Source organism: Flavobacterium orientale (genome assembly GCF_014638005.1).
GTDB lineage: Bacteria > Bacteroidota > Bacteroidia > Flavobacteriales > Flavobacteriaceae > Flavobacterium > Flavobacterium orientale.
This window is the reverse complement of sequence record NZ_BMFG01000003.1, coordinates 241,467-265,423: the sequence shown is the minus strand read 5'-3', so window position 1 is coordinate 265,423 and position 23,957 is coordinate 241,467. Positions and strand designations below refer to the sequence as shown.

Here is a 23,957-nt window from a genome sequence, read left to right as displayed (position 1 = left end):
GTTACGTACTAACCCTAAAAATTATTTTTCAGATTCGTAACTTTGCAAAAAAAGAATATGTCAACTTTCTATAAATTAGCGGTCAAAGAAATCACTCGTGAAACCCCAGAAGCCGTTTCTGTTCTATTTCAAGTTCCGACCGAACTTCAAGCCAATTACCGTTTTACAGCCGGACAATATATTAACTTAAAACTTACTTTAGACGGAAACGAAATTCGTCGTGCTTATTCCATTTGTTCTACACCTGAAAGTGGGGAATTGAGAATTGCCATCAAATCAATCAAAAATGGTTACTTTTCTAAGTTTGCCAACGAGCAATTGACGGTTGGAAAAGTATTAGAAGTTGGAACTCCCGAAGGAAAATTTACGTTTGAACCCGATGCTGCACGATTAAAAAATTATGCTGCTTTTGTTGCCGGAAGCGGAATCACTCCGGTAATGTCGATTTTGCAAACCGTTTTAGAGAAAGAGCCTGATAGTACTTTTGTATTGGTTTATGGAAATAAATCGAGTAATGAAACGATTTTCTATAACCAATTACACGATTTACAATTAAAATATGTCGGACGATTTTTTGTCCATTATGTTTTTAGTCAACAAAAAGCCGATGATCAATTGTTTGGAAGAATTGAAAAATCAACCGTGAATTTTGTCTTGAAAAACAAGCATAAAGAAAAAGAATTTGACAAGTTTTACCTTTGTGGACCGGAAGAAATGATTAATCGCGTGAGTGATGTTTTGAAAGAAAACAACGTCAAAGAAAAAGATATAAAATTCGAATTATTCTCTGCTTCATCCTCAGAAAATGAAATTAAAAAATCGTTAGAAGGTCACACAAAAATTACTGTTTTAGTTGATGGTGATGAAACTTCTTTTGAAATGTCGCAAAAGCAATCATTGTTGGAAGCCGCTTTAAAACAAGGTTTAGATGCTCCTTATTCATGCCAAGGTGGAATTTGCAGCAGTTGTATCGCTCGAATTTCCAAAGGAACTGCAGAAATGAAAAAAAATACCATTTTAACCGATGGTGAAATTGCCGAAGGTTTGATTTTAACGTGTCAAGCTCATCCGACTTCGAGTGAGATTTTTGTGGATTATGATGATGTTTAAATCGGTTATCCGTTGTCGGTTGTTGGTTGTCGGTTACTTTGATTGCGAATAGAAATCAATTTAAAATGAAAAACAAACTGGAGATATTTAAAAAAACTCAAGACCTTTTGGATGAACCGGAAGTACAAGAGCTTTTGGATTATTGTGACCGTTTGGAAGATGAATTAGTGGATTTCAAATTTGAAAAAACAAACAACAAAGAATTGATTTTGCTTGATATGATTCGTGAAGTAATTAAAGGTTGCAACGCGATGGAAAAAGAGCAATTAGAACACGAACGATTTGGTTATGAAGCTCCAAATTATGCCGAAGCGATTTCTAATTTAAAAAACTATATTTTAGAGATTTGCAAAGACAATAAAATTTACTTGTAAGCTAAAAGATTGTAACTGCAACTGAAAACTGCGACTGATTACTAAAAACTGAACACTGAACACTAAACTCCCAGCAACGACTGAACACTGAACACTACTTTTTCCGGTAAAATAGTTCTCATCACATCTTCATAACCTTCCACTTTTTTATTTCCATAAATGGATGTTGGTAAAAGCGGAAATTTCTCTCTATCCGAAACAATGCAATTTTCCAACGGTTGATTGAATGGAGAAAATCCGGCAAACGGATGAGTGGCTCCCCAAACTGTGATGACTTTTACACCCAACATCGCTGCAATGTGTGCATTTCCTGAATCCATAGAAAGCATAACATCTAAGTTAGAAATCACTTCCAATTCTTCTTTAAATTTTAGTTTTCCGGCTAAGACGATTACGTTCGAATGATTATTTTGAAGTTGATTTAATTTCTGAATTTCTTCGTTTCCGCCACCAAAAAGGAAAATTTTGATTGAATTATTTTTAGCCAATTCACCAATCACTTTTTGCATTAAATCTAAAGGATAGACTTTGCTTTGGTATTGAGCAAATGGTGCAATTCCGACCCAATTTTGATTTTTGTTTCCGGTAATTTTCAGAATTTCATTTGACAAAACAGCTTTAGTTGGAAATTGAGGATTTTTTAAATCAATTGAAAATCCGAGTTCTTTAAATGTTTCCGTATGTCTTTCAACCATTGATTTTACTGGTTTAAAAACTTTATTTTCTGCTCGGGTTAATGCTCTTTTTTCTGCTCTTCCTTTATCAGTGAACGCCACTTTTTTTCCGCTTAAAGCGAATAAGCCTCTGACAACTTTAGATCTAAGAACATTATGCAAATCAGCAACCGCATCAATCTTCAATTTTTTTAAATCTGAAAATAATCGAAGTAATCCGAAAAATCCTTTGTGGCGTTTTTGTAAATCAACAGCAAAGAAATTGACATTCGGAATTCCGTTGAAAAATGGTTTAAAGAATTGTCGGGAGATGACTGTGATTTTTACTTCTGTATGCTGTAAAACTAAGGCTCTCAACACAGGAACTGTCATAGCGACATCTCCCATAGCTGAAAGCCTTATTACCAATATGTGTTTTGGTTTAGACATCAATTGATGACTATTTTTTATTTTGATACAAAACCGGATTCAATTCCTCATCATTGTACATTTTCATTTGTTTGTACACTTTCATGAATTTATCACCACTTTCGATGTCTTTCAACAATTGATCAATGGAGGAAAACATATCGCTTTTTTGTTCCAATAAAATGTTTAATTTTTCTTGACACTTGACTCTGTGTTCAGCGGAAGCTTCAATTCTATTGGCTTCTTCGCTCATGTGATAAATTTTTAAAGCCAAAATAGAAAGACGATCAATTGCCCAAGCAGGACTTTCTGTATTAATTTTTGCTTCTGATTTAACCGAAACAGAACTATATTTTTGAAGAAAATAGCTATCAATATATTCCACCATATCGGTGCGAACTTGATTTGACGCATCAATTTTTCGTTTTAGGTCTAATGCAGCTACGGGATCAATTTGTGGATCTCGGATAATATCTTCAAAATGCCATTGCACCGTGTCAACCCAATTTTTTGCATACAATAAATGCTCAATTTTATCTTTCGTATATGGGTTGTTAACTGGTTGATACACGTTGTCATAAACGTGATAATCAGCAATACTTTGTTCAAAAACCGAGAAGGCAAATTGTGAAAACATAGTCATTAATTTTAAAATACAAATATACTTTTTATACCTTTATCAAACTAATTCAAAACTAAAACGTTTATGCATCTTCATTATATTTCGGAGCAAAATAGCATTCTAAATCATTTTTTGGCACAAATTCGCGATGTTTCCGTGCAAAAAGACAGCATGCGTTTCCGAAAAAATATTGAACGAATCGGCGAAATAATGGCTTATGAATTGAGCAAAACCCTTCCTTACATTGATATTGAGGTGCAAACTCCACTTGGCATTAAAAAAACTACTGCTTTAGAAGATCACGTAGTTCTATGTTCCATTTTGAGAGCCGGTTTGGCATTGCACACGGGTTTTATGAATATTTTTGATAATGCTGAAAACGGATTTGTATCGGCTTATCGTCATCATCCTAACAATGATGATTATTTTGATATTTTAGTGGAATACCAAGCGGCACCTTCTTTTGAAAATAAGACTTTAATTTTAATTGATCCGATGTTAGCTACCGGTCAATCGATTGTGGCGGTTTTGAATAAATTGCATTTAGAACAAAAACCGAAAGAAATTCACATTGCGGTAGTCATCGCTGCTCCGGAAGGCATTGCTTATTTAGAAAAAAGTCTTCCAGCCAATTGTCACTTGTGGGTTGCTGCTTTGGATGAGAAATTAAACGAAAAAAATTACATCGTTCCCGGTTTAGGCGATGCGGGAGATTTGGCTTACGGTGTAAAATTATAGTTGGAAAACAAACAAGGTTATTCCAATTAAAATAAAAATTCCCATAATAATTTGTTTCCAAAAATCATCTTTTGTCATTTCAACAAATCCGGTTGCAAGTATTGCCATTGGAAAAAATGTGAATATTAAATTTTCATTAGCTTTTACAGGTGAAATTAGATAAATCAAAATTCCGATTAACATGGCATATATAACTTTTTTGTAGGCGGCATGAAGAATAATGGGTCTCCTTGAAAATGTAAAAAGCATTGAAAACAAAAACAAAACAACAAAAAAACCGTAAATCAAGAGTGCACTGTTTTGAGCAATTATTGATGAAAATTGAAGTTTAAAATTATAGTTTGCTGTATTTAAAATTTCTTCAAACCATGGTTTTTCGAATAACAAGGAAAAAAATAAGGTAATTACAGCAATAGTAAAAAAAGCAATAAATGGTAAAATCCAATTTCTATAATCCCCAGAAACGTGAAAAATAATGGACACAAATACTAAAATTATAAATAGGATTGCCCAAAAGTGAAACAATGATGCCAAAAATATCCAAAGCGAAGCATCAAATATTTTTTCTTTGGTCAATTGCATCGATTGTAAAGAAAAAAGTCTTCTCAACGCTAAAAGCACAAAAAATGAAGCAATAACCAAATTGATGGAATTAAAAACAGATGGAAAAAACAACAACGCTATAAAATAAAATAAAAACGGGTAGCTACTGTCTTTGCTCAATCCGTTGCGTTTTGCAATAAAATTAGATACAAAAAGAGAAAAAATTAAAAGTGTCAAAACGCTAACTTTTTCTAAAAATAAATAAACCGTTAGAGGTTCAGAACTATTTGAAATTTGGAATAAGACAAAGCCAAAAAAAAGCAATCCTGCTATTATTATGTAATTTATTGGTCTAGATTTATTAAAAAGACTTGGAATCATTAGGATATTTTATACTTTTGCGTTGTAAATATAATATATTATATCATGAAAGCATTTTTTGAAGGAATTCAATACTTATTTGTCGATATACTTTTTGCTCCTTTTGATATGTTCCGTTCTTTGGAACTTTCAAATTGGTGGGGTGCAAACATTTTGAACTGGATTTTTATGATTGTTTGTGCTGTTGCTATTGTTTACTGGTGCAAACAATTGGTTGCTCATCAAAATAACAACGAAGAAAACCAAGATACTACGGCTCACTCTTTTTTAAAGTAAGAATTCAGAATTTTGAAATTGTAATTTCTGAATTCTAAACACTAACTTTATTCTTTAAAGATCAAATCCGATATCTTTTCTATAATACATCTTATCAAAATTTAGTTTTGCTATGTTTTGGTAAGATTTTTTTATGGCTTCTTGAAAAGTTTCGCCATACGATGTCATTGCTATTACTCTTCCTCCGTTGGTGACAACATTTCCATTTAAAATTTTTGTTCCAGCATGAAATGCAATTGAACCTTCAATTGTATCCAATCCTGTTATTATTTTTTCTTTTTCATACTCCTCAGGATAACCACCAGAAACCATCATAATTGTTGTTGCACTTCTTGGGTCTATTTCAAGAGTTGCTTCGTTCAATGTTTGATTAGCAACTGATTGAAACAATGCAACTATATCTGATTTTATTCTTGGCATTACCACTTCTGTTTCCGGATCGCCCATTCTAACGTTGTATTCAATCACCATGGGTTCGCCTTTGACGTTAATTAATCCGATAAACACAAAGCCTTTGTATTCTATTCCGTCTTTTTGTAAACCATCAATTGTTGGTTTTACGATTCGGTTTTCAATTTTTTCCATCAAAACGGCATCTGCAAAAGGAACCGGAGAAACAGCTCCCATTCCACCGGTATTCAATCCAGTGTCGCCTTCACCAATTCTCTTATAATCTTTTGCTGTTGGAAGAATTTTATAATTTTTACCGTCGGTTAAAACAAAACAACTTAGTTCAATTCCGCCCAAAAACTCTTCAATGACTACTTTTGAACTGGCTTGACCAAATTTTTGGTTCACCAACATATTTCGAAGTTCAATTTTTGCTTCTTCTAAATCATTGATAATTAAAACCCCTTTTCCCGCAGCCAAACCATCTGCTTTTAAAACGAATGGAGGGTTTAAAGTTTCTAAAAAAGAACAACCTTTTTCTACTGTTTCTGCAGTAAAACTGTCATAAGCTGCTGTTGGAATGTTATGTTTAATTAAAAACTTTTTCGCAAATTCTTTACTCCCTTCTAACTGAGCTCCAACTTTTGAGGGCCCAATCACTGGAATATTTTGCAACACATTATCTTGTTTAAAGAAATCATAAATTCCTTTTACCAATGGATCTTCAGGTCCCACAACTACCATAGCTACTTTTTCTTCAACCACTACTTTTTTTATAGCATCAAAGTCGGTTGGATTTATTTCTAAATTAATTGCAATTGTTGAAGTTCCGGCATTACCGGGTGCAACTAATAATTTTGAACATAAATTGCTTTGCACGATTTTCCAAGCTAAAGCATGTTCTCTACCGCCCGATCCAAGTAATAAAATTGTCATGATAAAAAGTTGTGTGTTTGAGCTGCAAAAATAAGTTGTTTTGAATGGAATGAAAAGGTAAACGCATAAAAAAACAAAAGTTTTATAGTTCTCTATTTAGGTTTTACTACTTTTGAAAAAGTAAATTCATTTTGTGTGCTACCTCTCTTTGATCTTTCATTGAAATTAAAAGGCTTTCCACTCGTGAAAGCTGAGCAATTGTTGAATGAAATTTTAAAAATTTCAGAAGACGAATATGAAAAATACACTCTTGAAAAGAGAAAAGATATTGTTGAATTCCATTTGCTAAATAATCAATCCTATCAATCTTTTATTGGGAATAAGACTATTGAAAACTGGGATGAAATTCCGGTTATGACCAAAAAAGACTTTCAAAAACCATTACTTGAAAGAATTTCGAAAGGCTTTTCAAAGAAAACTATTTATATCAACAAAACATCAGGCTCCAGTGGTGATCCTTTTATTTTTGCTAAAGATAATTTTTGTCACGCATTGACTTGGGCAAATGTTAAACGCCTTTTTGGTTGGTATGACATTGACTTTAACCATTCTTATCAAGCTAGATTTTATGGAATTCCTTTAGATTTTGTTGGAAATAAAAAAGAACGTTTAAAAGATTTTTTAAGTAAGCGTTATCGGTTTTCAATTTTTAATCTATCCGATTCTGAATTAGAAAAAGTTTTTAGCAAATTCAAAACTAAAAAATTTGATTACATCAATGGATACACGAGTTCTATCGTATTATTTGCAAAATTTTTACAGCACAAAAATATCGTTTTAAAAGAGTATTGTCCAAGCTTAAAAGTTTGTATGGTAACTTCAGAAATGCTATTCGAAGAAGACAAAAAATTACTTCAAAAACACCTAGGAATTCCAATTGTAAACGAATATGGTGCTTCAGAATTAGACCTTATTGCTTTTCAAAATCCAAACAACGAATGGCAAGTTAACAGCGAAACTCTTTTTGTAGAAATTCTTGATATTAACAACAAACCAGTTCCAAATGGTGTTGAAGGTAGAATTGTAATCACGTCTTTATTCAACAAAGCCCATCCTTTTATAAGGTATGATATTGGAGATATTGGAATTTTAGATGAAAAAAGCTCTTTCAAAAAACCAATTTTGAAAAAATTAATTGGCAGAACAAATGATGTTGCCATCTTGCCAAGTGGAAAAAAATCTCCCGGTTTGACTTTCTATTATGTGACAAAAAGTATAATTGAAGATGATGGAAATGTTAAAGAATTTATAGTTAAACAATTAAAATTAGACACTTTTGAAATTGAATATGTAAGTAAGATTGAATTAAACAGCTCTCAAATAAATAAAATTGAAGAAGCTATTCGAACTTATTTAGAAGATGGTTTGCAATTTATTTTTACAAGAAAAGAGGTTTTAAAACGCAGTAAAAGTGGAAAACTGAAACAATTTCAAAGTAATCTTTAACTCCGATATTTCAAAAATCCTCTGATCATCCAATGAATCATATAATAAGATGATTGAAAAACAGTTAACTTTTCTACTTCTCTATAAAATTGCCATTGGTATTTAATCAGATCCGTTTTTTTTCTGGAAAGCGAATTTTTTCGAATTCTATAAATCGCTTGAGGTTCTTGAATCCCGTAAGCATAAGGAATTTCTTTTAAATATTGTAACCAAAGACCCATATCTTGTCGTTTATGAATAATTGGCATGAATTTCTTGCCTAACACCTCAACGTCCAAAAAAGCGGTTAAGCAACTGATGGAATTTGTTTTCAAGATGTCAGTATAGGTTACTTTTTGGGGAACAATAAAATCAGAATAAATAAAATTCAAGTGTTCATCTGAGCGTTTATAGGAAGAAAAAACAAACGGAATTCTTGTTTGTTGAACTGTTTCAATACTGTTTTGAATGAAATCAGAAAACCAAATATCATCAGCATCCAGAAATGTTAGGTAATTCCCTTTTGCTAATTCAATTCCTTTGTTTCTGGTAATTGCCGGACCAACATTCTTGGATTGAATAACTAACTGAACTCGAGGTTCTTCATTTTGAATTTTTTGAATAATAGAAATTGTTTCATCGGTGGAACCGTCATCTACAATAATCATTTCCCAATTTTTATAGGTTTGATTTTGAACCGATTGAATGGTTTCTGCAATATATTTAGCGGAATTAAAGGTTGGAGTGACAATGGAAACGAGACTTTCCATAACTAATAGGCTTTTTCTTCGCCTTTAAAAATATTTATAACCGTTTGCACTATAATTTTAATATCCATCGCAAAAGACCAATTTTCAATATAAAAAACATCAAATTTGATTCGGTTTATCATGTCTTCCTCGGTTTCAATCTCTCCTCGATAACCTCTAACTTGAGCTAAACCTGTAATTCCAGGTTTCACGTAATGACGCACCATGTATTTTTTTATACGATTTCCATACGTTTTATTTTGAGACCAAAGATGCGGCCTTGGCCCAACAACAGACATGTCTCCAAAAAGTACATTGAAAAATTGAGGCAGTTCATCTAAACTGGTTTTTCTCATAAATCGTCCTATTTTTGTAACACGAGGATCATTTTTTGAGGCTTCTTTTTCTGTTGTTTCGTTCATCTTCATGGAACGAAACTTATAACAATTAAACTCTTCTTCATCTAAACCTGGTCTGCCTTGTTTGAAAAAAACAGGTCCTTTTGACTCTAATTTAATTAAAATAGCCAGCAATGGAGCCAACCATGATAACAGAAAAACAATTACAAATAAAGAAAACAAGATATCAAAAGTCCTTTTAAAAGTTTTTGTAACCGGCTGATGAAGCATTGTTCGTTGAAGTGACAATACCGGAAACATTTCGTAATAATCAATTCGTAAGTTTTTTGAAAAAATTTGTTTTGAATCGGGAATAAATTTAATTGCTTTATTGTTGTCATCCGCAAACTCAACCAAATCTTTTAATTGCTCATTACTAATTTCATTTAGGGAACAATAAATTTCATCGATTTTGTTTTCGATTACAAAACTTTTGATTTCAGAAACCTTTCCTTTAATTTCTGGATTAGCTTTTTTGTCTGAAAAAAAGCCCAAGAAACGGTATCCAAAATCATTACGGTTTTCAAACAGTTTTTTTAGGTTTTTTGCTTCTTCTGAATAACCAATAATAATTGCATTTCTGAAATTACTTCCCGTTACTATTCTATATTTTTTTAAATAGTAAAACAATAAATATTTAATGAAAACAATTACAAAAAAACTGGATGTAGTAAAAAATGCTGTCGCTCTTCCGCTGAAAATTGATTCTTTGGCAAATGGGAAAAAAGCAATTAAAACAAGCGTAAAAACAACAAATTGTTTAAGAATTTTTGAAAGAATTTCTACGGGAGTTGTAAACCGATAGACTTCATAAAACCCCACAAAGAAAGCTATTAAAAACCAACAAATAATCTGATAGGTTTCAAATATAACAAAGTCGATATTCAAACCTTCATAGAAAAAAAGAGATAAAAATATAAGAGCCAATACGTCCACTAAAACACTTATTGGTCTTATAAATTTTGAATACCTTCCTGTATGAGCTGCTGCCATTTTAATGAATAAATCCAGAAAAATCTTTGTGTTCTTCTTTTAATAATTCTTCAGTTGAAAGGGTTTTAAAATAATCGTAGGTAATTTTCATCCCTTCAGATCTTGATACTTTAGGTTCCCATCCTAAAATTGCTTTTGCTTTTGTAATATCTGGTTGACGTTGTAGTGGGTCGTTTATTGGTAACGGATGGTAAACCACTTTTTGAGCAGTTCCTGTTAGTTTTATAATTTCTTCAGCAAAGTCTTTAATTGTAATTTCGTCTGGATTTCCAATATTCACAGGTAAATTATAGTCTGACAAAAGCAGTCTATAAATACCTTCTACTTGATCGTCAACATAACAGAAAGAACGGGTTTGCATGCCGTCTCCAAATATAGTTAAATCTTCACCTCTTAAGGCTTGACCAATAAATGCAGGAATAACACGTCCGTCATTTAAACGCATTCTTGGCCCGTAAGTATTAAAAATTCGAACGATTCTGGTTTCCAATCCATGGAATGTATGATACGCCATTGTGATTGATTCCTGAAAACGTTTAGCTTCGTCATAAACTCCTCTTGGTCCGATGGTGTTTACGTTTCCATAATATTCTTCGGTTTGTGGATGAACTAAGGGGTCTCCATAAACTTCAGAAGTTGATGCAATTAAAATTCTTGCTTTTTTAACTCTAGCCAATCCAAGTAAATTATGTGTCCCCAAAGACCCCACTTTTAAGGTTTGAATCGGTATTTTAAGATAATCTATTGGACTTGCTGGTGAAGCAAAATGTAAAATATAATCCAACTGACCTGGCACATAAACAAACTTAGTTACATCATGGTGATAAAACTCAAAATTGGGCAATTTGAATAAATGTTGAATGTTTTTGAGATCACCAGTAATCAGATTATCCATTCCAATTACATAATATCCTTCTTTGATAAATCGATCACACAAGTGAGAGCCTAAAAAGCCAGCAGCACCTGTAATTAGTATTTTTTTCATATTATTTAATTTCTGGGGCATTCGTATTTTTTGCATTAAAAAGACAATATAGCAATATAAAAAACATAATACCTCGTTGTCGACTCAAAAAACTTTCTGTCAAAAATAAACTTATCATTAGAATTGCAAAAGTAATTTGCATAAAATCTTTAGTCTGTATAGTTTTTATACTGTTAAAAAAAAGCATTGTCAAAATAATCAACAACCCAAAAAAGCCAATTTCTGCAAAAATTTGGATATATTGGTTGTGAAAATTTTTATTCAAATAACCATCTAGTTCTTCATTTCCTTCGAAAAGGTTGTAAGTTTCTACTTTTTCATCAATTTTTTTTTGTGCTGCATTTAAGCCAAATCCTTTCCATTTAATTGGTTCTTCAACTAAAAGTTCACAAAAAATACGAATTTGCAACACTCTAAAAGCTATACCAGGAAAATAATCGTTAGGTGTGAATTTTTTGTTTTCCCAAGCTTCTTTAGCACTGATTACATTAACCCCTTGCATGTTATTGTTGAATTTCCTAGCATCAATATTTTCTATAAGATTAGACTGAAATTCTTCATTAAATCGTTCTTTAATTTTTCCGAAAAATAAAAAGATGACAAAAAAGACAGCAACTACTAAAAATATACTTGTTTTTAAATTTATTGTTTTTCGAAAAACAAAAAAATAATTTACAATCAAAATCCCTAATGAAACCAATAAAATGTTTTTACTTGATAATAAAAGCAAAAAAGCAAAAAGCAAAAAACAGATAAAAATTTCTGTTATAGTTTTTGAAAGACGATTGAAAAAATAAAAAAAAGCAAGAGCAACATAAACGGAAACGTGAATGGCATTTACTGGTAAAGTGACTAATTCATGGTAAAAAAACACCTCCGGATTTCCTGAAATAAAATACCTTATAATGGCTTTTATAATGTAAAAAATAACATAAAGCACCATCATGTAACTGTAGTATTTCATGATTTTGTTTACCTGCTCTTTTGAAAAAGGTTTCATAATCATGAACAAAAGAGGAATGAGCAGTAAGCCTATTTCCTTTGGAAGTGACTTTATTGATTTTGAAACGTCAATGCTCCATAAAATAGAGGCTGCATAAAGCGAAAAAAACAAAACGGGCAAGACCAGAGCAACTTGGAAAGTGAATTGTTTTGGTTTTAATAAAACAGAAGCCACAAAAAGGCCTAAAAAAATATTGCTAATTCCAAGTGGTAACGGAATCGAGCAACACAATAAAACAAAAGGAATAAACGAAAAATGAATACTATTTTCTGTTTTTAAATCCAGCCATACATTGTTCAAAAAGGTGTAAATATGCTCCATTTATTTTTTCCCAATTAAAATCATTTACAATGGCTTCAAAATTGTTTTGAATGAATTGCAAGTTATCACTTTTTTTGATTGTTAGCAGTAAATTTTTAACCTCTTCTGAGTTTGAAAAATAATAACTGTTTTCTTTTAAGATGCCTCGATTAAAATCATTGTTATGGGCTAAAACCAAGGCTTTTGATGCCATTGCTTCCAACAAGGATGGATTTGTACCTCCAACAGAATGTCCGTGAAAATAGAGTTTTGAATAGTAGCGAAGGTTATTCAAATGTTCTAAATTGTAAATGGCTCCCATAAAACGAATGTTGGAATACCCTTTATATCTTTTTTTTAAAACTTCACCATATTTTGTATTATGATTACCAATAACTAAAATAGGTGTTTCATCCTTACTTTTTATAACGCCATCCAAAACCATTTCAAAGTTATTTTCGGGTTCAAAACGGGCCATTATCATATTGAAATTTTCTTTTTCAACTTGATATTGGTCTAAAATTGCTTGGTTTGGGTTGTTAAACGGATGAGCTCCGTAAGCAATATAAGTAGAGTCTTTCCTATATCTTTTCTTTAAAAAGGTTTGAATTCCTAATGAATCTGAAACCAAATAATCACTACTAATAGCCGCTAAACGTTCAGCAAAACGAAGAAACTGTTGCACGGGGCGGCTGTATTTGGAACGTTTCCATTCGATTCCGTCCATATTGGTGATAATAATTGGCTTTTTTGGAAGAAGAAAAAACCAAACCGAATTACTAGTGTATCCCAACTGAAGTATAATGTCAAAATCTCTTTTTCGGGAATCTAAAATACAATTGTAGTCATAGATAAATTGACCAAATGTGCCATATTTATATTCCGGATCGTGTTGGTGAATGATGTGAACCCCTTTAAAATTCTTTTCTTCAAATTTATGATTGTGGGAGTTATAGCAATATACCTCATGTCCTTTTTCTACCAAATATACCGAAAAAAATTCGGCAAATTGTTCAAAACCTCCATAGTAATTGGGGATTCCACGAGTTCCGAGTATGGCTATTTTCATTAATCTTGTTTTTCAAAGTGCCAAAAATAGGAATTTTAAAAGACGTGTCTACATTTTATTGAAAATTGACTCAAATTTTTCTACATGTTTTTCTAAAGAAAAGTGATTTATCGTTCTTTCATAACCATTTTCTCCAAATAATTTTCTCTTTTCTTCATTATTTATGAGTTCTTCTAAGCAATTTGCCAATGCATCTGAACTGTTTGGTGTAAATAATAATCCGTTGTATTCATGAACAACCGTTTCTGTTAAACCGCCATGATTTGCCGCAATAACTGGTTTTTTTGAAAGCATTGCTTCTATGGCAACCATACCAAATGGTTCTGGTTCAGTGGACGGAACAACCGCAATATCGATAGCATCCCAAAAACGCCAAATATTTTCCTGAAAAGGTATTATAATAACTCTTTCTATAAGATTATATTTTTGAATTTTATCTTTTAAATCTGTTTCAAAAAATTCTTGGTTTGGTGGAGCAGATCCGATGAAAACTAATTTGATAGTATTGTATTTTGGAGCTATTTTATTAAAAGCTTCCAAAAGCAATTGTTGTCCCTTCCAGCTGTTAATTCGCCCAACAAGTGCAATGACTAATTCATTTTTATCAACATTGAAAAATTGATTTCTAATGATTTTAACATCTGCGGGATTTGGTTCAGGTTTTTGTTTTACGTCTAATCCATTGCAAACAAATTCCGATTTTTGTGCTAACTTTTTATTTCCTTTGATCCAAAAATCCATGGTTGTTTTTGAATCATAAACCGCTACATTGTTAGATTTCATCAACAAAAGCTTTACAAAACCTTTATTGAACAATTTTGGTTTAGCAATTATTTCTTGAACATGCCATAGGTGTTTTATTTTGTTCTTTTTGGCAAAAACAATTCCGATTAACGAAGCTAACGTATGAGAATAAACAATATCAAACTTGTATTTTTTGTGCAATTCTTCCAGCTTTTTTAACCCTTGTTTGTGCTCACTAAAAAATTTTACTATATTTTTTGGCGTAAACATTTTGCGATAGAGCTTTAAAACGGGTGCAATAATCACTTCAATTCCGTTTTTCTCAAATTCCGTTTTTAAAGGACCATCAAAAGGAAGTACAACAATTGACTTGTATTTTTGTTTATCTAAACTCGAAATAAACATTAAAATTGTTTTATCTGAACCGTACAATTCAGCCGATTGATGTATAAAAAGAATACTTTTCATTATTTTAAAAGTTTTTGTCTATAGGCAATTAAAAAACCTATAAGTATTGATTTGGATTCTGTGAGATTATAAAACCCAAGAAAAACCCAATTTGAAACAAACAGAAAAATTCCAGTCCCCAGAAAAAGAAAGTTTATTTGATTGACCATATTATTATCGCTTTCAACTTTTCTAAAAAAATAGATAATTGTAAATGAATATATTAGCAAGCCCAAAAGACCAGATTTTAGAAAAACAATCATAAAACCATTATGTAAAATTGAAATAAAACGTTGTTCCGTTCCTCCTAAACTGACTTCTTGACGTAAATCTATTCTAGATCCCAATCCTTTTCCAAAAAGGGTTGCTGCAGTTCCTTCACCTGTAACTTGTCTTATAGTCATAATGTTTTCATAAGAACGATAATTGTCATGAAATTCTTTCCAATTTCCTCTATTAATTTTAGTTTTAAAAGCTTCCATTGGAGCAACTTTTATTTTGTAAAGAAATCCCTCTATTCCTTCGGCACTTCTTCTAGGATTTGAGTTATATATAGCTGTATAACTAACAATTGAGAGAAGAATAATACTTCCTATAATCGCAACAGATTTTTTGTTTAAAACCAAAAAACCTTTAAGAGCTAAAAATAGAATTAAAAACTGAATAAAATTAGTTCTAGCCAAGTACATAAAGGCAGAAAAACCGATGACAATTGTATAAATCCATAATTTCTTTTTGGAGTAATTTAACTCAAATTGATTGTGAAATAATAAAATTATAAATGTATAAATCTCATAATCACTGAAGAAACCTGAATAATGACGTAGAACGGCAACTGTTCTAGCATTATAGACAACAATCGCTATAATTATAATTATGATGTGACAAATTGCAATAAATAAACCAGTATTAATAATTAAATCAAAAGCGTTTTTTAGATTTTTTTTGCAAAGTTGATATCCCAATAAAAAACCTAAAATTGGCTTGCCTAAATAAGTTATATCCCTAATTATAAAATAATATTCATACTCATACCTCCAAGTTACTATAAAAGCAATCAGTATAATTAAAATATAAGGGATAATTAACTTGATTATTGATACCGCATAATTTCTTGAAATTGACAATATGAACGATAAGGACCAAACGCCAAATGTAAGTTCATAACTATCTAAATAGGTTACCCCAATACACATTACGAATAACAGCTGATAAAACCAATTGTTTGGGATACTGATTTTCATTAGCTAATGGTTTTAATCACTTTGGCTGGAACTCCTCCTATGACTGAATTATCTGGATAAACTCCGTTTACAACAGCACCCGCAGCCACAACAGAATTATTTCCCACCTCACAACCGTCTAAAAAAGTAACTTTTGCACCTACCCAAATGTTGTTGCCTAATTTTATACCTCTGGAGGTTACACCTTGTTCTCTAATTAACTTAGAAGGGTCTAAAAAATTATGGTTTTCTGAGTGAAAAGAAATATAAGATCCCATGATTACATTATCGCCAATTTCAATTCCGCCAGGTGCTCCAAAATGAGTATAATCGCCTATGGCAGAATTGTTCCCCATTTTTAATCCGACGCCTAGTTTTGAGAAATGGCTTGTAGAGAGTAATTTTGAGAAAGATCCAATTTTTGCATTATCCCCTAAAAAAATCTTTTGAGAAGCATATCCATCTAAAATAGTATAACTCTCGATGGTAACATTTTTGCCTAAAACAAAATTTGATTTGTTGAGAATCGTTACGTTTCTTCCTAAAAACACTTTTTTTCTCAGTTTAAGAAGACCTCTCACTAGCATTAATCCTCTAACATAGAAAGATCTAATTATTAACTGGTCGGGAATGCTCGGATCAATTTGGTATGATTTCCCAGCTTTATGGACTATTTTTTGTAACTGTTTTCTAAACATTTTGTGTTAAAAAAGGTTTGCTCGCTTCCTGATACAAAATAAGTAAAATATTATGACAATTACCTCGGTTATGATGAGAGAATAAAAAACGCCAAGAAGGTTTAAAACCGGTAACATGAAAATGACTAGAATTAAACTCAAAATTACAGAAACAGAAGTTGCTCTAACATACTGTTTTTGGTAATTATAGCCAAGTACTAATTGTTTTAAACCAATTGAAATGGCTAATAAAACAGGAAGTAAAACGGCAATTTTTAACAAATTGGAAAGCTCGTTCACATTACTGGAATTAAAGAAATTGATAATAAACTCAGCATTAAAACAGATAATCAACATTAAAAAACTTATAAAAAAAACATTTATACTGTTGATAATCAACCAATTTTTACTGGCTTTGGTTGGTTTTTCATAAATATCGTGACAAACTCTTGGATAGGTAAAATTGAAGAACAAAAAGATGTACGTTTTAAACGTTATAATGATTTGTTCTACGATTCGGTATTGTCCTGCCATAAAATTACCTCCAATAAATCCGACCAAGATAACCGGCGAATAAAGCTGAATTGCAACAAAAATCTGTGAGGTAAACATTTTGAAATCTCTTTGCAAGAAGTCTTTTATTTCCTGTTTCTTTATTTTCTGGTAATTGAAGTTATACTTTTTAAAAATCAAATACGTGAATATTCCGTTGGAGATAATTGTTCCTAAAGCGAAACATAAATTTACATAGATGTAATCTTCTTTTTCTGTAACCAAAAACAAAACGCCAATTACATAAATAATTTTTGAAACAATAGTGGATATAGATATCCAATTAATATTGTCAATTCCTTGAAGAAACCAAGACTGATTGAGGTATTGACCAACAATAACCAAGAGCGAAAATGAAAATAAAATAAATTCTTCTTTTAAATACGGTATCGCAAAAATGAGAAGAAAGGATACAATTAATAACGTGATTAAAATAATAAATCGCGAAGACAAATTAGTTAAAAGAATTTTTTGCAGCCCTTTTTGATCATTTCGATTTATGGTTACCTCTCTTACACCAACTAATTCTGAGCCGTAATCGATAAATACGATTAGAAAAAAACTTAACGCTAATGCAATAGATACTTTCCCAAAATTTTCTTCACCACAAACACCAACAATATAGGGTATTAAAAGTAAGGGAGTTACTAAATTAAAAAACTGCCCGAAACCATATATCGAGAATTTTTTAAAATAATCACTTTTAATAGCACTTTTAATTTTTTGATTCAAATCGTGAATATTTATGATGTATCAAATATAAAAAACAAAAGTTCAAAATACGTGTATTTTGAACTTTGAATATAATCTTGAATACTTTTTATTTAATATGTTCTTATGTTTTTAAAAAAACATTGAACTACTAAATTATGTTACTTTTGACCTGTAATGATAGCTAAACGATCTATAAGTTCTTGTGTAGGATAAAAATACGGAGTTACAAAATTACTTTCTTGCTTCAAAATTTCTAACGTTCCGTTTTCAGTATTTACATTTGTTTTAAAAAGTTCATTTTGAATAAAATAATTAAAAAAATCGGAGCCTTTTATTTCAAATGTTTGATCTTTGAAAGTGAGTTTAATGTTTTTCACAACAACATTTCCTTGTTCCTTGTTCATTCCAAAATCAAGCCTTATTTGAGTTGGCAAAACAGGTTCAGGTAATTGAAAAGTTATTTTTTCAAAATCTGTTCCACCTGTTACACCTCTCCAAGCTGCTTGTTCTCCTGTAAAATTATTGGTGCCATCTTCAGTGTAATAAACGGCAAAATCATCTTTTTGAGCAATTTGGACATCCAACTCTATAAAAAATATTTCTGGTAATTCAATTTTTGACTCCGTTGAAGAATCAACTTTTTCTTCAGCTTTTTCTCCTTTACAAGACGTAAGAGAAATACAAATTAATGTCGTAATAATAAAAATCTTAGTTTTCATTTAAATTAAATTTTAAGGTGTAAAATTAGTATTTTTTCTTTATCAAAATTAAACTTAATTAGATTTTTCAATTTTGATAGAATGAATTATTGCGTTTCTGTCAATTCCATCAACAAATGCATCATTATCAAACTCTATTGCTACTTTAACACGACTATTTTCTTCTTGTTTATAAGAAAAACTAACTCCTTTATTTGAGAGATTATTATCAAGATAAAAGTCGTTAATTATTTTGTTGTTGATTAAAAATTTAAAATGAGCATTCTCATTATTTAATGGCTCAGCAGGAAGGCTTACTCCATTAATCGTAATGATATAATTACCTTTTTCAAGGGTAAAAACGGGGTAAGATGATGTCATATTTTCGACAAACACCATTGCTCCACTTCCATCAAATAAAGAAGGTTTAAAATTATTCAAATTTAAAAAGGAGTTGTTTTGATTTTTAGAAACATAATATTTTGCCCAAGTATCAAAGTATTCCAGATTTTCTTTGACTATGAAATTTTCGTTTAAATAGTTTTCTAAATTAGGAGAAATACCATAAGGTCTTTGATTTGCATCCACATACCAAAATGAACCATTGTCAACTTTACCATTCATCATGTTTTGAACGTAAACTTCTAATGATGATTCAATAGTGTTCTTTTGAGTTGTTAATTTAAAGTAATAATTAAATAACCATGCCCAATTGGAAACTATTTTATCATTCTTTTCATTTTTATTTAAAATCTCCTGTGTTATTTCTCGGAACTGTGTTTTGCTTACTTTTGTATAATGTTCTTTTATTACAAATAGATTAATCAAACAAAGTGTAATTATAGATAAAACAATGGTGAACCTTACCATTTTATTTTTTATCCTATCAATAGGAATGGCTAGCACTAAAAAAAGAACAGGAGTGATACTAACAAAGTACCTTGGTAACATTAAAGAAATATCTGTATATGATTTTATAAGAAGAAAAGCAGAAAAAATTCCAAACCAACCGAAAAATAAAACAAAACTAAAGTGTTGTTTGTTTTCTTTAATTTTTGAAAACCGAAACTCAGACTTATCATTAAAAACAGTAATGATATAATAAATGAATAGCATTAAAAAAATAAATCTAGTTACTTCAAAATTCCCCAAAAATTCAATTAGTAAATTAGAAATAGTATCTGGTTGCGGTGCAGGAACCCAAAATGATTTTAACCCAAAAAGCTTAAGAAATAATTTATAATTGGGTAGAAATAACAATAATGCAATAACTCCTGCTATTAATGAATTTTTTAATAAATTTATTTTTTCTGAACGGTTTACAATTGTAAAATAAAATAAAATGATACACATTTGTGTAAATACATTTAGTAAACCAAAAAAATTAGTGTTGAGCAGTAAAGCAGTGAAAAGACCATAAAGTAAAGCATTTTTCAGATTTTGGTTTTTAAGAAAAAGTACAAGTGAATAAAATGACAATATTACAGTAAAGAAATATAAAGTGTATGGCCTTGCATCTTGAGAAATAAATATATGATATTCATTAAAAGCTACTAACAGAGCTGCAATTAATCCTGTGTTTTTATTTATAAGTTCTTTTCCCATAAGATAGATTGCATAAACTCCACCAACTCCTGCCAATGCAGAAACCAACCTAGCCGTCCATTCTGAATAACCAAATATAAAATAGAATACTTTAAGAATGTAGAAGTATAAATAAGGAAAACCTTCTCGTAAATGCATTTCATCAAAAAACTCCTGAGAAGTTAATTCTGGATTAGAAATGCTTAATGTAAAAATTTCATCCAACCACAAACTTTGAAAGTTTAAATGAAATAACCGTAGTATAGTAGCTATAAATAATATAGCAACTAGAATATAATTATCTTGAAAAAACTTTTTCATGATTCTATTTTTTTTGCAATTATAAAACAACTACTTCCTATATTGGTTATTCTTCCTTCCTTTATTTTAGAAACTTCTTTTTCTAAAAAATAATCCATTATTGATTGAATCATTCCTTTTTTGATTTTATGTTCGTTTTTATGTTTATTAAAATCATCCGATTTTTTATTAAAACCTAGTTTGCTTGGTAAGCTTCGCGATAAAAAAATAGGCAAGGGTAAAGCAGAAAAAATATAAGAAGCATACTCAATCTTAAATCCTGCTTTTAGTAAAGTTTCAGAAATAGATTGTGTTGTATATCTTCTGTAATGTCCAGCATCTTTATCTTCGTTTGACCATAAAAAATTATAAGCTGGTACAGTAATATAAACTAAACCGTTATTTTGGGTATAATTATAAATCATTTTTAAAAATACTAAATCATCTTCGATGTGTTCTACAACATCAAATAATCCAACATTTGGTAGCACGTTATTTTCAAAATTTGCTTCTTCTAATGTAGCACAAATGACGTTTTTTAGCCCTCTTTTTTTTGCATTCAAGCAACCTTTTACTCCCGGTTCTATTAAGGCTGTTTCTATTTTTTTGTCTTCTAAATATTTTGCCACAAAACCATTTCCTCCACCTATATCAAAAAATAAATTAGAAGTTGAATGTTTTTTAAAAGCTTCATAAATGCAACTGTTTCTGTGCTTAAACCAGAAGCTTTGGTCTTCTATTTTAAAAAAATCTTCATTTCCTTTTTCAGGATAGGATATGGCAGAAGTTCTTTGTGAAAAATATATTCCATCTTTTAATGATAAGCCTTTTGTATATTTTTCTATTTCCATGTTTTTGCTATTTTTTTTATTATGAAATCTGTTTCAACTTCATAATATAATGGTAATCTCATCAAGGTATCTGTAAATTTATCCGTTTCGGGTAATTCATTTCCGTTGTAAATTACTTGATAAAACGGACTTTTATGCAAACTGATATAATGAAAAACAGCCAAAATTTCATTCTTTTTTAAATATTCCAATAAAGCTGTTCTTTGTTCTAAACTTTTACAAACCAAATAAAACATGTGAGCGTTATTGGTTCCATAACTTGGGATTTTAGGCAATTCTATTTGATTTTCTGTTGCCCAGTCGCTTAGTTTAGAATAATAATTTTCCCAATGCGATTTTCTTACCGATTGAATTTTTTTGAGATTTTCTAGTTGTGCCCAAAGAAAAGCGGCAATAATTTCGGATGGCAAAAAGGAACTTCCAATATCAACCCAACCATATTTATCAACTTCTCCTCTAAAAAAAGCAGAACGGTTGGTTCCTTTTTCCCAAATAATTTCTGCTCGGTCTACAAATTGCTCGTCGTTAATGGCCAACAATCCTCCTTCGCCTGAAATAATGTTTTTGGTTTCGTGAAATGAAAATGCGGCCAAATGCCCAATGGAACCCAACGCTTTTTTTACACCATCTTTTCCGGTGTAATAGCTATCAACTGCTTGAGCGGCATCTTCAATTACAAAAAGGTTATGTTTTTTTGCTAATGCCATTATGGTGTCCATTTCACAAGCCACTCCGGCATAATGAACAGGAACAATCGCTTTTGTTTTGGGTGTAATCAATGCTTCAAGTTTGGATTCATCTAAATTTGGATGATCTTTTCGACTATCGACAAAAACAATCTTTGCACCTCGTAAAACAAAGGCATTGGCTGTTGATACAAAGGTATACGATGGCATAATCACTTCATCACCTTCTTTGATGTTGATTAAAATAGCAGCCATTTCAAGTGCATCAGTGCAAGAGGTGGTAAGTAGTGCCTTTTTTATACCATAGTTTGATTCAAAAAAATGTTGGCACTTTTTGGTGAAAATTCCATTACCTGAAATTTTTCCTGATTTTACGGCTTCTTCGATGTATTTTGTTTCGTTACCGGTTAGGTAAGGTTTGTTAAATGGAATCATTTTCTCCAATAATGGCTTATGTTGGTTGTTTCAAATTTTTTATATCCAAGCTTTTCATAAAATCCACAAGCCTGATGATTTTCTTCTTGCGTAGGAATTCTCAATTCATTAATTCCTTTTTCTACTAATTCATTCTCAACTTTAAAAAGCAGTTCCTTTCCTATTCCTTTTCCTTGAAACGCTTTAGAAACGGCAATTAAACCAATTGTGGCATAATCGTGAACAACTTTATAACTAACAAATCCTGCTATTTTTATTTCGTGCAAATAGACAAAAACTTCATCAGCAAATGATTTATTTATTGAATTTTTTACCCACAATTCGTACAATTCTTCAAATTTTCTGTTATCAAGTCTATTATCAAGTTTAAATCGGCTATGATTTCCGCTTTCAAAAGCCAATTGATTAAGTTCGATTATAGAATAATTTGTTTCAGAAAGTTCAATTACTTGATTATTTATTGGATTGGAATTTACTATTCTTTTTTGATAGATGACTTTAGTTTCGCTGTATGTTTTTTCAAAACCATTTAATTCAATTTCTTTTTTTTCATTTGATCTTACATAAATTAAATCAAAATTACCAAGTTCAAAAGCATCTGAAGTATCGATAATCAATTCTCCAACTTCTAAATTAAAAAAATCTGAATCCCAATCTAGTCTTTTAACTTTTATCATTTTGTTGAGCATTCACTTTTTTTTCAATGATATAAATGGGTCTGTTTTTAACACCTTCAAATGTTTTTCCAACATACAAACCAATAACTCCTAAAGTTATTAAAATGCATCCGCTTAAAAACCAAATACTTGTTATTAAACTTGCATAACCCGAAACGGAAACATCTCCCGAAAATTTACTATAGATGGCATAAGCCGCCATTAAAAAAGAAATAAAAGCTATAGTCATTCCTAGTTTTATGATGAGACGAAGGGGTTTATCGCTAAAGGCTAAAACAATGTCCAATGCCAAATTGAGCATTTTTTTTAGATTATAATTTGATTCGCCTTGTTGTCTTGATGCGTGTTGCACATCAACATAGGCTGTTTTAAAACCAACCCATTTGACCATTGTAGGAAAATAACGAATGCTTTCTCTGAGATTGCAAACTTCTTTGATGACATTTTTCTTATAAACCCCAAAATTAGCCACCGTTTCGTCTTGTTTTGATCCGGTTAAATAGCCAAGTGTTTTATAAAATGTTTTTGAAAATAATTTTTTAAGAAACGAATCCTGTCGGTTAAATCTTCGGGCTAAAACAATATCAAATCCTTCTTTTGTTTTTTCTAATAATTTTGAGATTTCTTCCGGTTTGTCTTGCAAATCACAATCCATCACCACAACATAATCTCCACTAATGTGGTCTAAACCGGCAGTTATAGCATAGTGTTGACCGAAATTTCTACTTAATTTAATTCCAACTATTTCAGGATGAATTGCCGATAATCGTTCAATTTCTATCCATGAATTGTCTGGGCTGAAATCATCCACAAGAATAATCTCAAGAGCAAAAACGTCTGATGAAACAGCTTTTTTTATTCTTGTGATAAGTTCTTCTAAATCTTTTTCAGCTCTATAAACAGGAGAAACTACTGATAATTTCAAGTTGATATTTGTTAGTTAAGTTTATAAAATGTTTCCTTTATTTTAGTTTTTTACAAAATATAATATTTGA

Annotated in this window: 24 protein-coding genes; 5 read left to right on the top strand and 19 right to left on the bottom strand. The window is 30.8% G+C overall.

Features of this window, described 5'->3' with window-relative positions; translation table 11 throughout:
- Positions 1–57 precede the first annotated feature (57 nt).
- Both IEV15_RS05770 and IEV15_RS05765 read left to right on the top strand, forming a co-directional pair.
- On the top strand, positions 58–1,110 hold the full coding sequence (locus IEV15_RS05770) for a ferredoxin--NADP reductase (protein WP_188361559.1): 1,053 nt from the start codon (positions 58–60) through the stop codon (positions 1,108–1,110).
- A 65-nt stretch (positions 1,111–1,175) separates the two neighbouring features.
- Entirely contained in the window at positions 1,176–1,484 is a 309-nt protein-coding gene (locus tag IEV15_RS05765; protein WP_188361558.1) for a hypothetical protein, read from the top strand.
- Positions 1,485–1,546: 62 nt separating this feature from the next.
- On the opposite strand, the gene IEV15_RS05760 is transcribed toward IEV15_RS05765, so the two are convergent.
- Both IEV15_RS05760 and IEV15_RS05755 read right to left on the bottom strand, forming a co-directional pair.
- Positions 1,547–2,587 (bottom strand): glycosyltransferase family 9 protein, encoded by a 1,041-nt coding sequence (locus IEV15_RS05760; protein WP_188361557.1) that lies wholly within the window; start codon positions 2,585–2,587, stop codon positions 1,547–1,549.
- 10 nt (positions 2,588–2,597) lie between these two features.
- On the bottom strand, positions 2,598–3,203 hold the full coding sequence (locus tag IEV15_RS05755; protein ID WP_188361556.1) for a DUF4254 domain-containing protein: 606 nt from the start codon (positions 3,201–3,203) through the stop codon (positions 2,598–2,600).
- Between the two features lie 69 nt (positions 3,204–3,272).
- Between IEV15_RS05755 and upp the strand changes: the two genes are divergently transcribed.
- Entirely contained in the window at positions 3,273–3,926 is a 654-nt protein-coding gene (gene upp / locus IEV15_RS05750; RefSeq protein ID WP_188361555.1) for a uracil phosphoribosyltransferase, read from the top strand.
- Here the strand turns inward: upp and IEV15_RS05745 are convergent.
- Positions 3,921–4,850 carry a hypothetical protein gene (locus IEV15_RS05745; protein ID WP_188361554.1) on the bottom strand — a complete coding sequence of 310 codons (930 nt, stop codon included), beginning with the start codon at positions 4,848–4,850 and terminating at the stop codon, positions 3,921–3,923. The two genes, upp and IEV15_RS05745, sit on opposite strands and share 6 nt — an antisense overlap.
- A 45-nt stretch (positions 4,851–4,895) precedes the next feature.
- Between IEV15_RS05745 and IEV15_RS05740 the strand changes: the two genes are divergently transcribed.
- Positions 4,896–5,126, top strand: coding sequence for a DUF6341 family protein (locus IEV15_RS05740; RefSeq protein WP_188361553.1), 231 nt, complete (start codon positions 4,896–4,898; stop codon positions 5,124–5,126).
- Positions 5,127–5,180: 54 nt separating this feature from the next.
- Here IEV15_RS05740 and purD read toward each other — a convergent pair whose 3' ends face one another.
- The gene (gene purD / locus IEV15_RS05735; protein ID WP_188361552.1) at positions 5,181–6,452 is read right to left on the bottom strand and encodes a phosphoribosylamine--glycine ligase; all 1,272 of its coding nucleotides are present in this window, start codon (positions 6,450–6,452) and stop codon (positions 5,181–5,183) included.
- 135 nt (positions 6,453–6,587) lie between these two features.
- Here purD and IEV15_RS05730 point away from each other — a divergent pair, with 135 nt between their 5' ends.
- Positions 6,588–7,898, top strand: a complete 1,311-nt coding sequence (locus IEV15_RS05730; RefSeq protein ID WP_188361551.1) for a phenylacetate--CoA ligase family protein — start codon at positions 6,588–6,590, stop codon at positions 7,896–7,898.
- Here IEV15_RS05730 and IEV15_RS05725 read toward each other — a convergent pair.
- The 15 genes from IEV15_RS05725 to IEV15_RS05655 form a co-directional block, all read right to left on the bottom strand.
- Positions 7,895–8,647, bottom strand: a complete 753-nt coding sequence (locus IEV15_RS05725; RefSeq protein WP_188361550.1) for a glycosyltransferase family 2 protein — start codon at positions 8,645–8,647, stop codon at positions 7,895–7,897. The two genes, IEV15_RS05730 and IEV15_RS05725, sit on opposite strands and share 4 nt — an antisense overlap.
- Before the next feature lie 2 nt (positions 8,648–8,649).
- Positions 8,650–10,017, bottom strand: coding sequence for an undecaprenyl-phosphate glucose phosphotransferase (locus IEV15_RS05720; protein ID WP_188361549.1), 1,368 nt, complete (start codon positions 10,015–10,017; stop codon positions 8,650–8,652).
- A gap of 1 nt (position 10,018) precedes the next feature.
- A complete protein-coding gene (locus tag IEV15_RS05715) occupies positions 10,019–11,002 on the bottom strand; it encodes a UDP-glucuronic acid decarboxylase family protein (RefSeq protein ID WP_188361548.1) in 984 nt (327 codons plus the stop codon).
- Between the two features lies 1 nt (position 11,003).
- The gene (locus tag IEV15_RS05710) at positions 11,004–12,326 is read right to left on the bottom strand and encodes an O-antigen ligase family protein (protein ID WP_188361547.1); all 1,323 of its coding nucleotides are present in this window, start codon (positions 12,324–12,326) and stop codon (positions 11,004–11,006) included.
- Positions 12,268–13,374, bottom strand: a complete 1,107-nt coding sequence (locus IEV15_RS05705) for a DUF1972 domain-containing protein (protein WP_188361546.1) — start codon at positions 13,372–13,374, stop codon at positions 12,268–12,270. Before IEV15_RS05705 ends, IEV15_RS05710 begins: the two co-directional genes overlap by 59 nt.
- A gap of 48 nt (positions 13,375–13,422) precedes the next feature.
- The gene (locus tag IEV15_RS05700) at positions 13,423–14,586 is read right to left on the bottom strand and encodes a glycosyltransferase family 4 protein (protein WP_188361545.1); all 1,164 of its coding nucleotides are present in this window, start codon (positions 14,584–14,586) and stop codon (positions 13,423–13,425) included.
- Positions 14,586–15,809 carry a hypothetical protein gene (locus tag IEV15_RS05695; RefSeq protein ID WP_188361544.1) on the bottom strand — a complete coding sequence of 408 codons (1,224 nt, stop codon included), beginning with the start codon at positions 15,807–15,809 and terminating at the stop codon, positions 14,586–14,588. Before IEV15_RS05695 ends, IEV15_RS05700 begins: the two co-directional genes overlap by 1 nt.
- Positions 15,809–16,339: an acyltransferase gene (locus tag IEV15_RS05690; protein WP_188361543.1), complete on the bottom strand. Its 531-nt coding sequence runs from the start codon at positions 16,337–16,339 to the stop codon at positions 15,809–15,811. The genes IEV15_RS05695 and IEV15_RS05690 overlap by 1 nt, the downstream gene beginning before the upstream one ends.
- A 153-nt stretch (positions 16,340–16,492) precedes the next feature.
- A complete protein-coding gene (locus tag IEV15_RS05685) occupies positions 16,493–17,749 on the bottom strand; it encodes an oligosaccharide flippase family protein (RefSeq protein WP_188361542.1) in 1,257 nt (418 codons plus the stop codon).
- 140 nt (positions 17,750–17,889) lie between these two features.
- On the bottom strand, positions 17,890–18,450 hold the full coding sequence (locus tag IEV15_RS05680) for a hypothetical protein (protein WP_188361541.1): 561 nt from the start codon (positions 18,448–18,450) through the stop codon (positions 17,890–17,892).
- A gap of 54 nt (positions 18,451–18,504) precedes the next feature.
- The gene (locus tag IEV15_RS05675; protein WP_188361540.1) at positions 18,505–20,334 is read right to left on the bottom strand and encodes a glycosyltransferase family 39 protein; all 1,830 of its coding nucleotides are present in this window, start codon (positions 20,332–20,334) and stop codon (positions 18,505–18,507) included.
- A complete protein-coding gene (locus IEV15_RS05670; RefSeq protein WP_188361539.1) occupies positions 20,331–21,164 on the bottom strand; it encodes a class I SAM-dependent methyltransferase in 834 nt (277 codons plus the stop codon). The genes IEV15_RS05675 and IEV15_RS05670 overlap by 4 nt, the downstream gene beginning before the upstream one ends.
- A complete protein-coding gene (gene rffA / locus IEV15_RS05665) occupies positions 21,155–22,285 on the bottom strand; it encodes a dTDP-4-amino-4,6-dideoxygalactose transaminase (RefSeq protein ID WP_188361538.1) in 1,131 nt (376 codons plus the stop codon). Before rffA ends, IEV15_RS05670 begins: the two co-directional genes overlap by 10 nt.
- A complete protein-coding gene (locus IEV15_RS05660; RefSeq protein WP_188361537.1) occupies positions 22,282–22,962 on the bottom strand; it encodes a GNAT family N-acetyltransferase in 681 nt (226 codons plus the stop codon). Before IEV15_RS05660 ends, rffA begins: the two co-directional genes overlap by 4 nt.
- Positions 22,949–23,887 (bottom strand): glycosyltransferase family 2 protein, encoded by a 939-nt coding sequence (locus IEV15_RS05655; RefSeq protein ID WP_188361536.1) that lies wholly within the window; start codon positions 23,885–23,887, stop codon positions 22,949–22,951. Before IEV15_RS05655 ends, IEV15_RS05660 begins: the two co-directional genes overlap by 14 nt.
- Positions 23,888–23,957 lie beyond the last annotated feature (70 nt).

Coding starts and splice junctions, on each gene's coding strand:
- IEV15_RS05770 (WP_188361559.1), top strand. CDS start 58: ATGTCAACTTTCTATAAATTAGCGGTCAAAGAAATCACTCGTGAAACC.
- IEV15_RS05765 (WP_188361558.1), top strand. CDS start 1,176: ATGAAAAACAAACTGGAGATATTTAAAAAAACTCAAGACCTTTTGGAT.
- IEV15_RS05760 (WP_188361557.1), bottom strand. CDS start 2,587: ATGTCTAAACCAAAACACATATTGGTAATAAGGCTTTCAGCTATGGGA.
- IEV15_RS05755 (WP_188361556.1), bottom strand. CDS start 3,203: ATGTTTTCACAATTTGCCTTCTCGGTTTTTGAACAAAGTATTGCTGAT.
- upp (WP_188361555.1), top strand. CDS start 3,273: ATGCATCTTCATTATATTTCGGAGCAAAATAGCATTCTAAATCATTTT.
- IEV15_RS05745 (WP_188361554.1), bottom strand. CDS start 4,850: ATGATTCCAAGTCTTTTTAATAAATCTAGACCAATAAATTACATAATA.
- IEV15_RS05740 (WP_188361553.1), top strand. CDS start 4,896: ATGAAAGCATTTTTTGAAGGAATTCAATACTTATTTGTCGATATACTT.
- purD (WP_188361552.1), bottom strand. CDS start 6,452: ATGACAATTTTATTACTTGGATCGGGCGGTAGAGAACATGCTTTAGCT.
- IEV15_RS05725 (WP_188361550.1), bottom strand. CDS start 8,647: ATGGAAAGTCTCGTTTCCATTGTCACTCCAACCTTTAATTCCGCTAAA.
- IEV15_RS05720 (WP_188361549.1), bottom strand. CDS start 10,017: ATGGCAGCAGCTCATACAGGAAGGTATTCAAAATTTATAAGACCAATA.
- IEV15_RS05715 (WP_188361548.1), bottom strand. CDS start 11,002: ATGAAAAAAATACTAATTACAGGTGCTGCTGGCTTTTTAGGCTCTCAC.
- IEV15_RS05710 (WP_188361547.1), bottom strand. CDS start 12,326: ATGGAGCATATTTACACCTTTTTGAACAATGTATGGCTGGATTTAAAA.
- IEV15_RS05705 (WP_188361546.1), bottom strand. CDS start 13,374: ATGAAAATAGCCATACTCGGAACTCGTGGAATCCCCAATTACTATGGA.
- IEV15_RS05700 (WP_188361545.1), bottom strand. CDS start 14,586: ATGAAAAGTATTCTTTTTATACATCAATCGGCTGAATTGTACGGTTCA.
- IEV15_RS05695 (WP_188361544.1), bottom strand. CDS start 15,809: ATGAAAATCAGTATCCCAAACAATTGGTTTTATCAGCTGTTATTCGTA.
- IEV15_RS05680 (WP_188361541.1), bottom strand. CDS start 18,450: ATGAAAACTAAGATTTTTATTATTACGACATTAATTTGTATTTCTCTT.
- IEV15_RS05675 (WP_188361540.1), bottom strand. CDS start 20,334: ATGAAAAAGTTTTTTCAAGATAATTATATTCTAGTTGCTATATTATTT.
- IEV15_RS05670 (WP_188361539.1), bottom strand. CDS start 21,164: ATGGAAATAGAAAAATATACAAAAGGCTTATCATTAAAAGATGGAATA.
- rffA (WP_188361538.1), bottom strand. CDS start 22,285: ATGATTCCATTTAACAAACCTTACCTAACCGGTAACGAAACAAAATAC.
- IEV15_RS05660 (WP_188361537.1), bottom strand. CDS start 22,962: ATGATAAAAGTTAAAAGACTAGATTGGGATTCAGATTTTTTTAATTTA.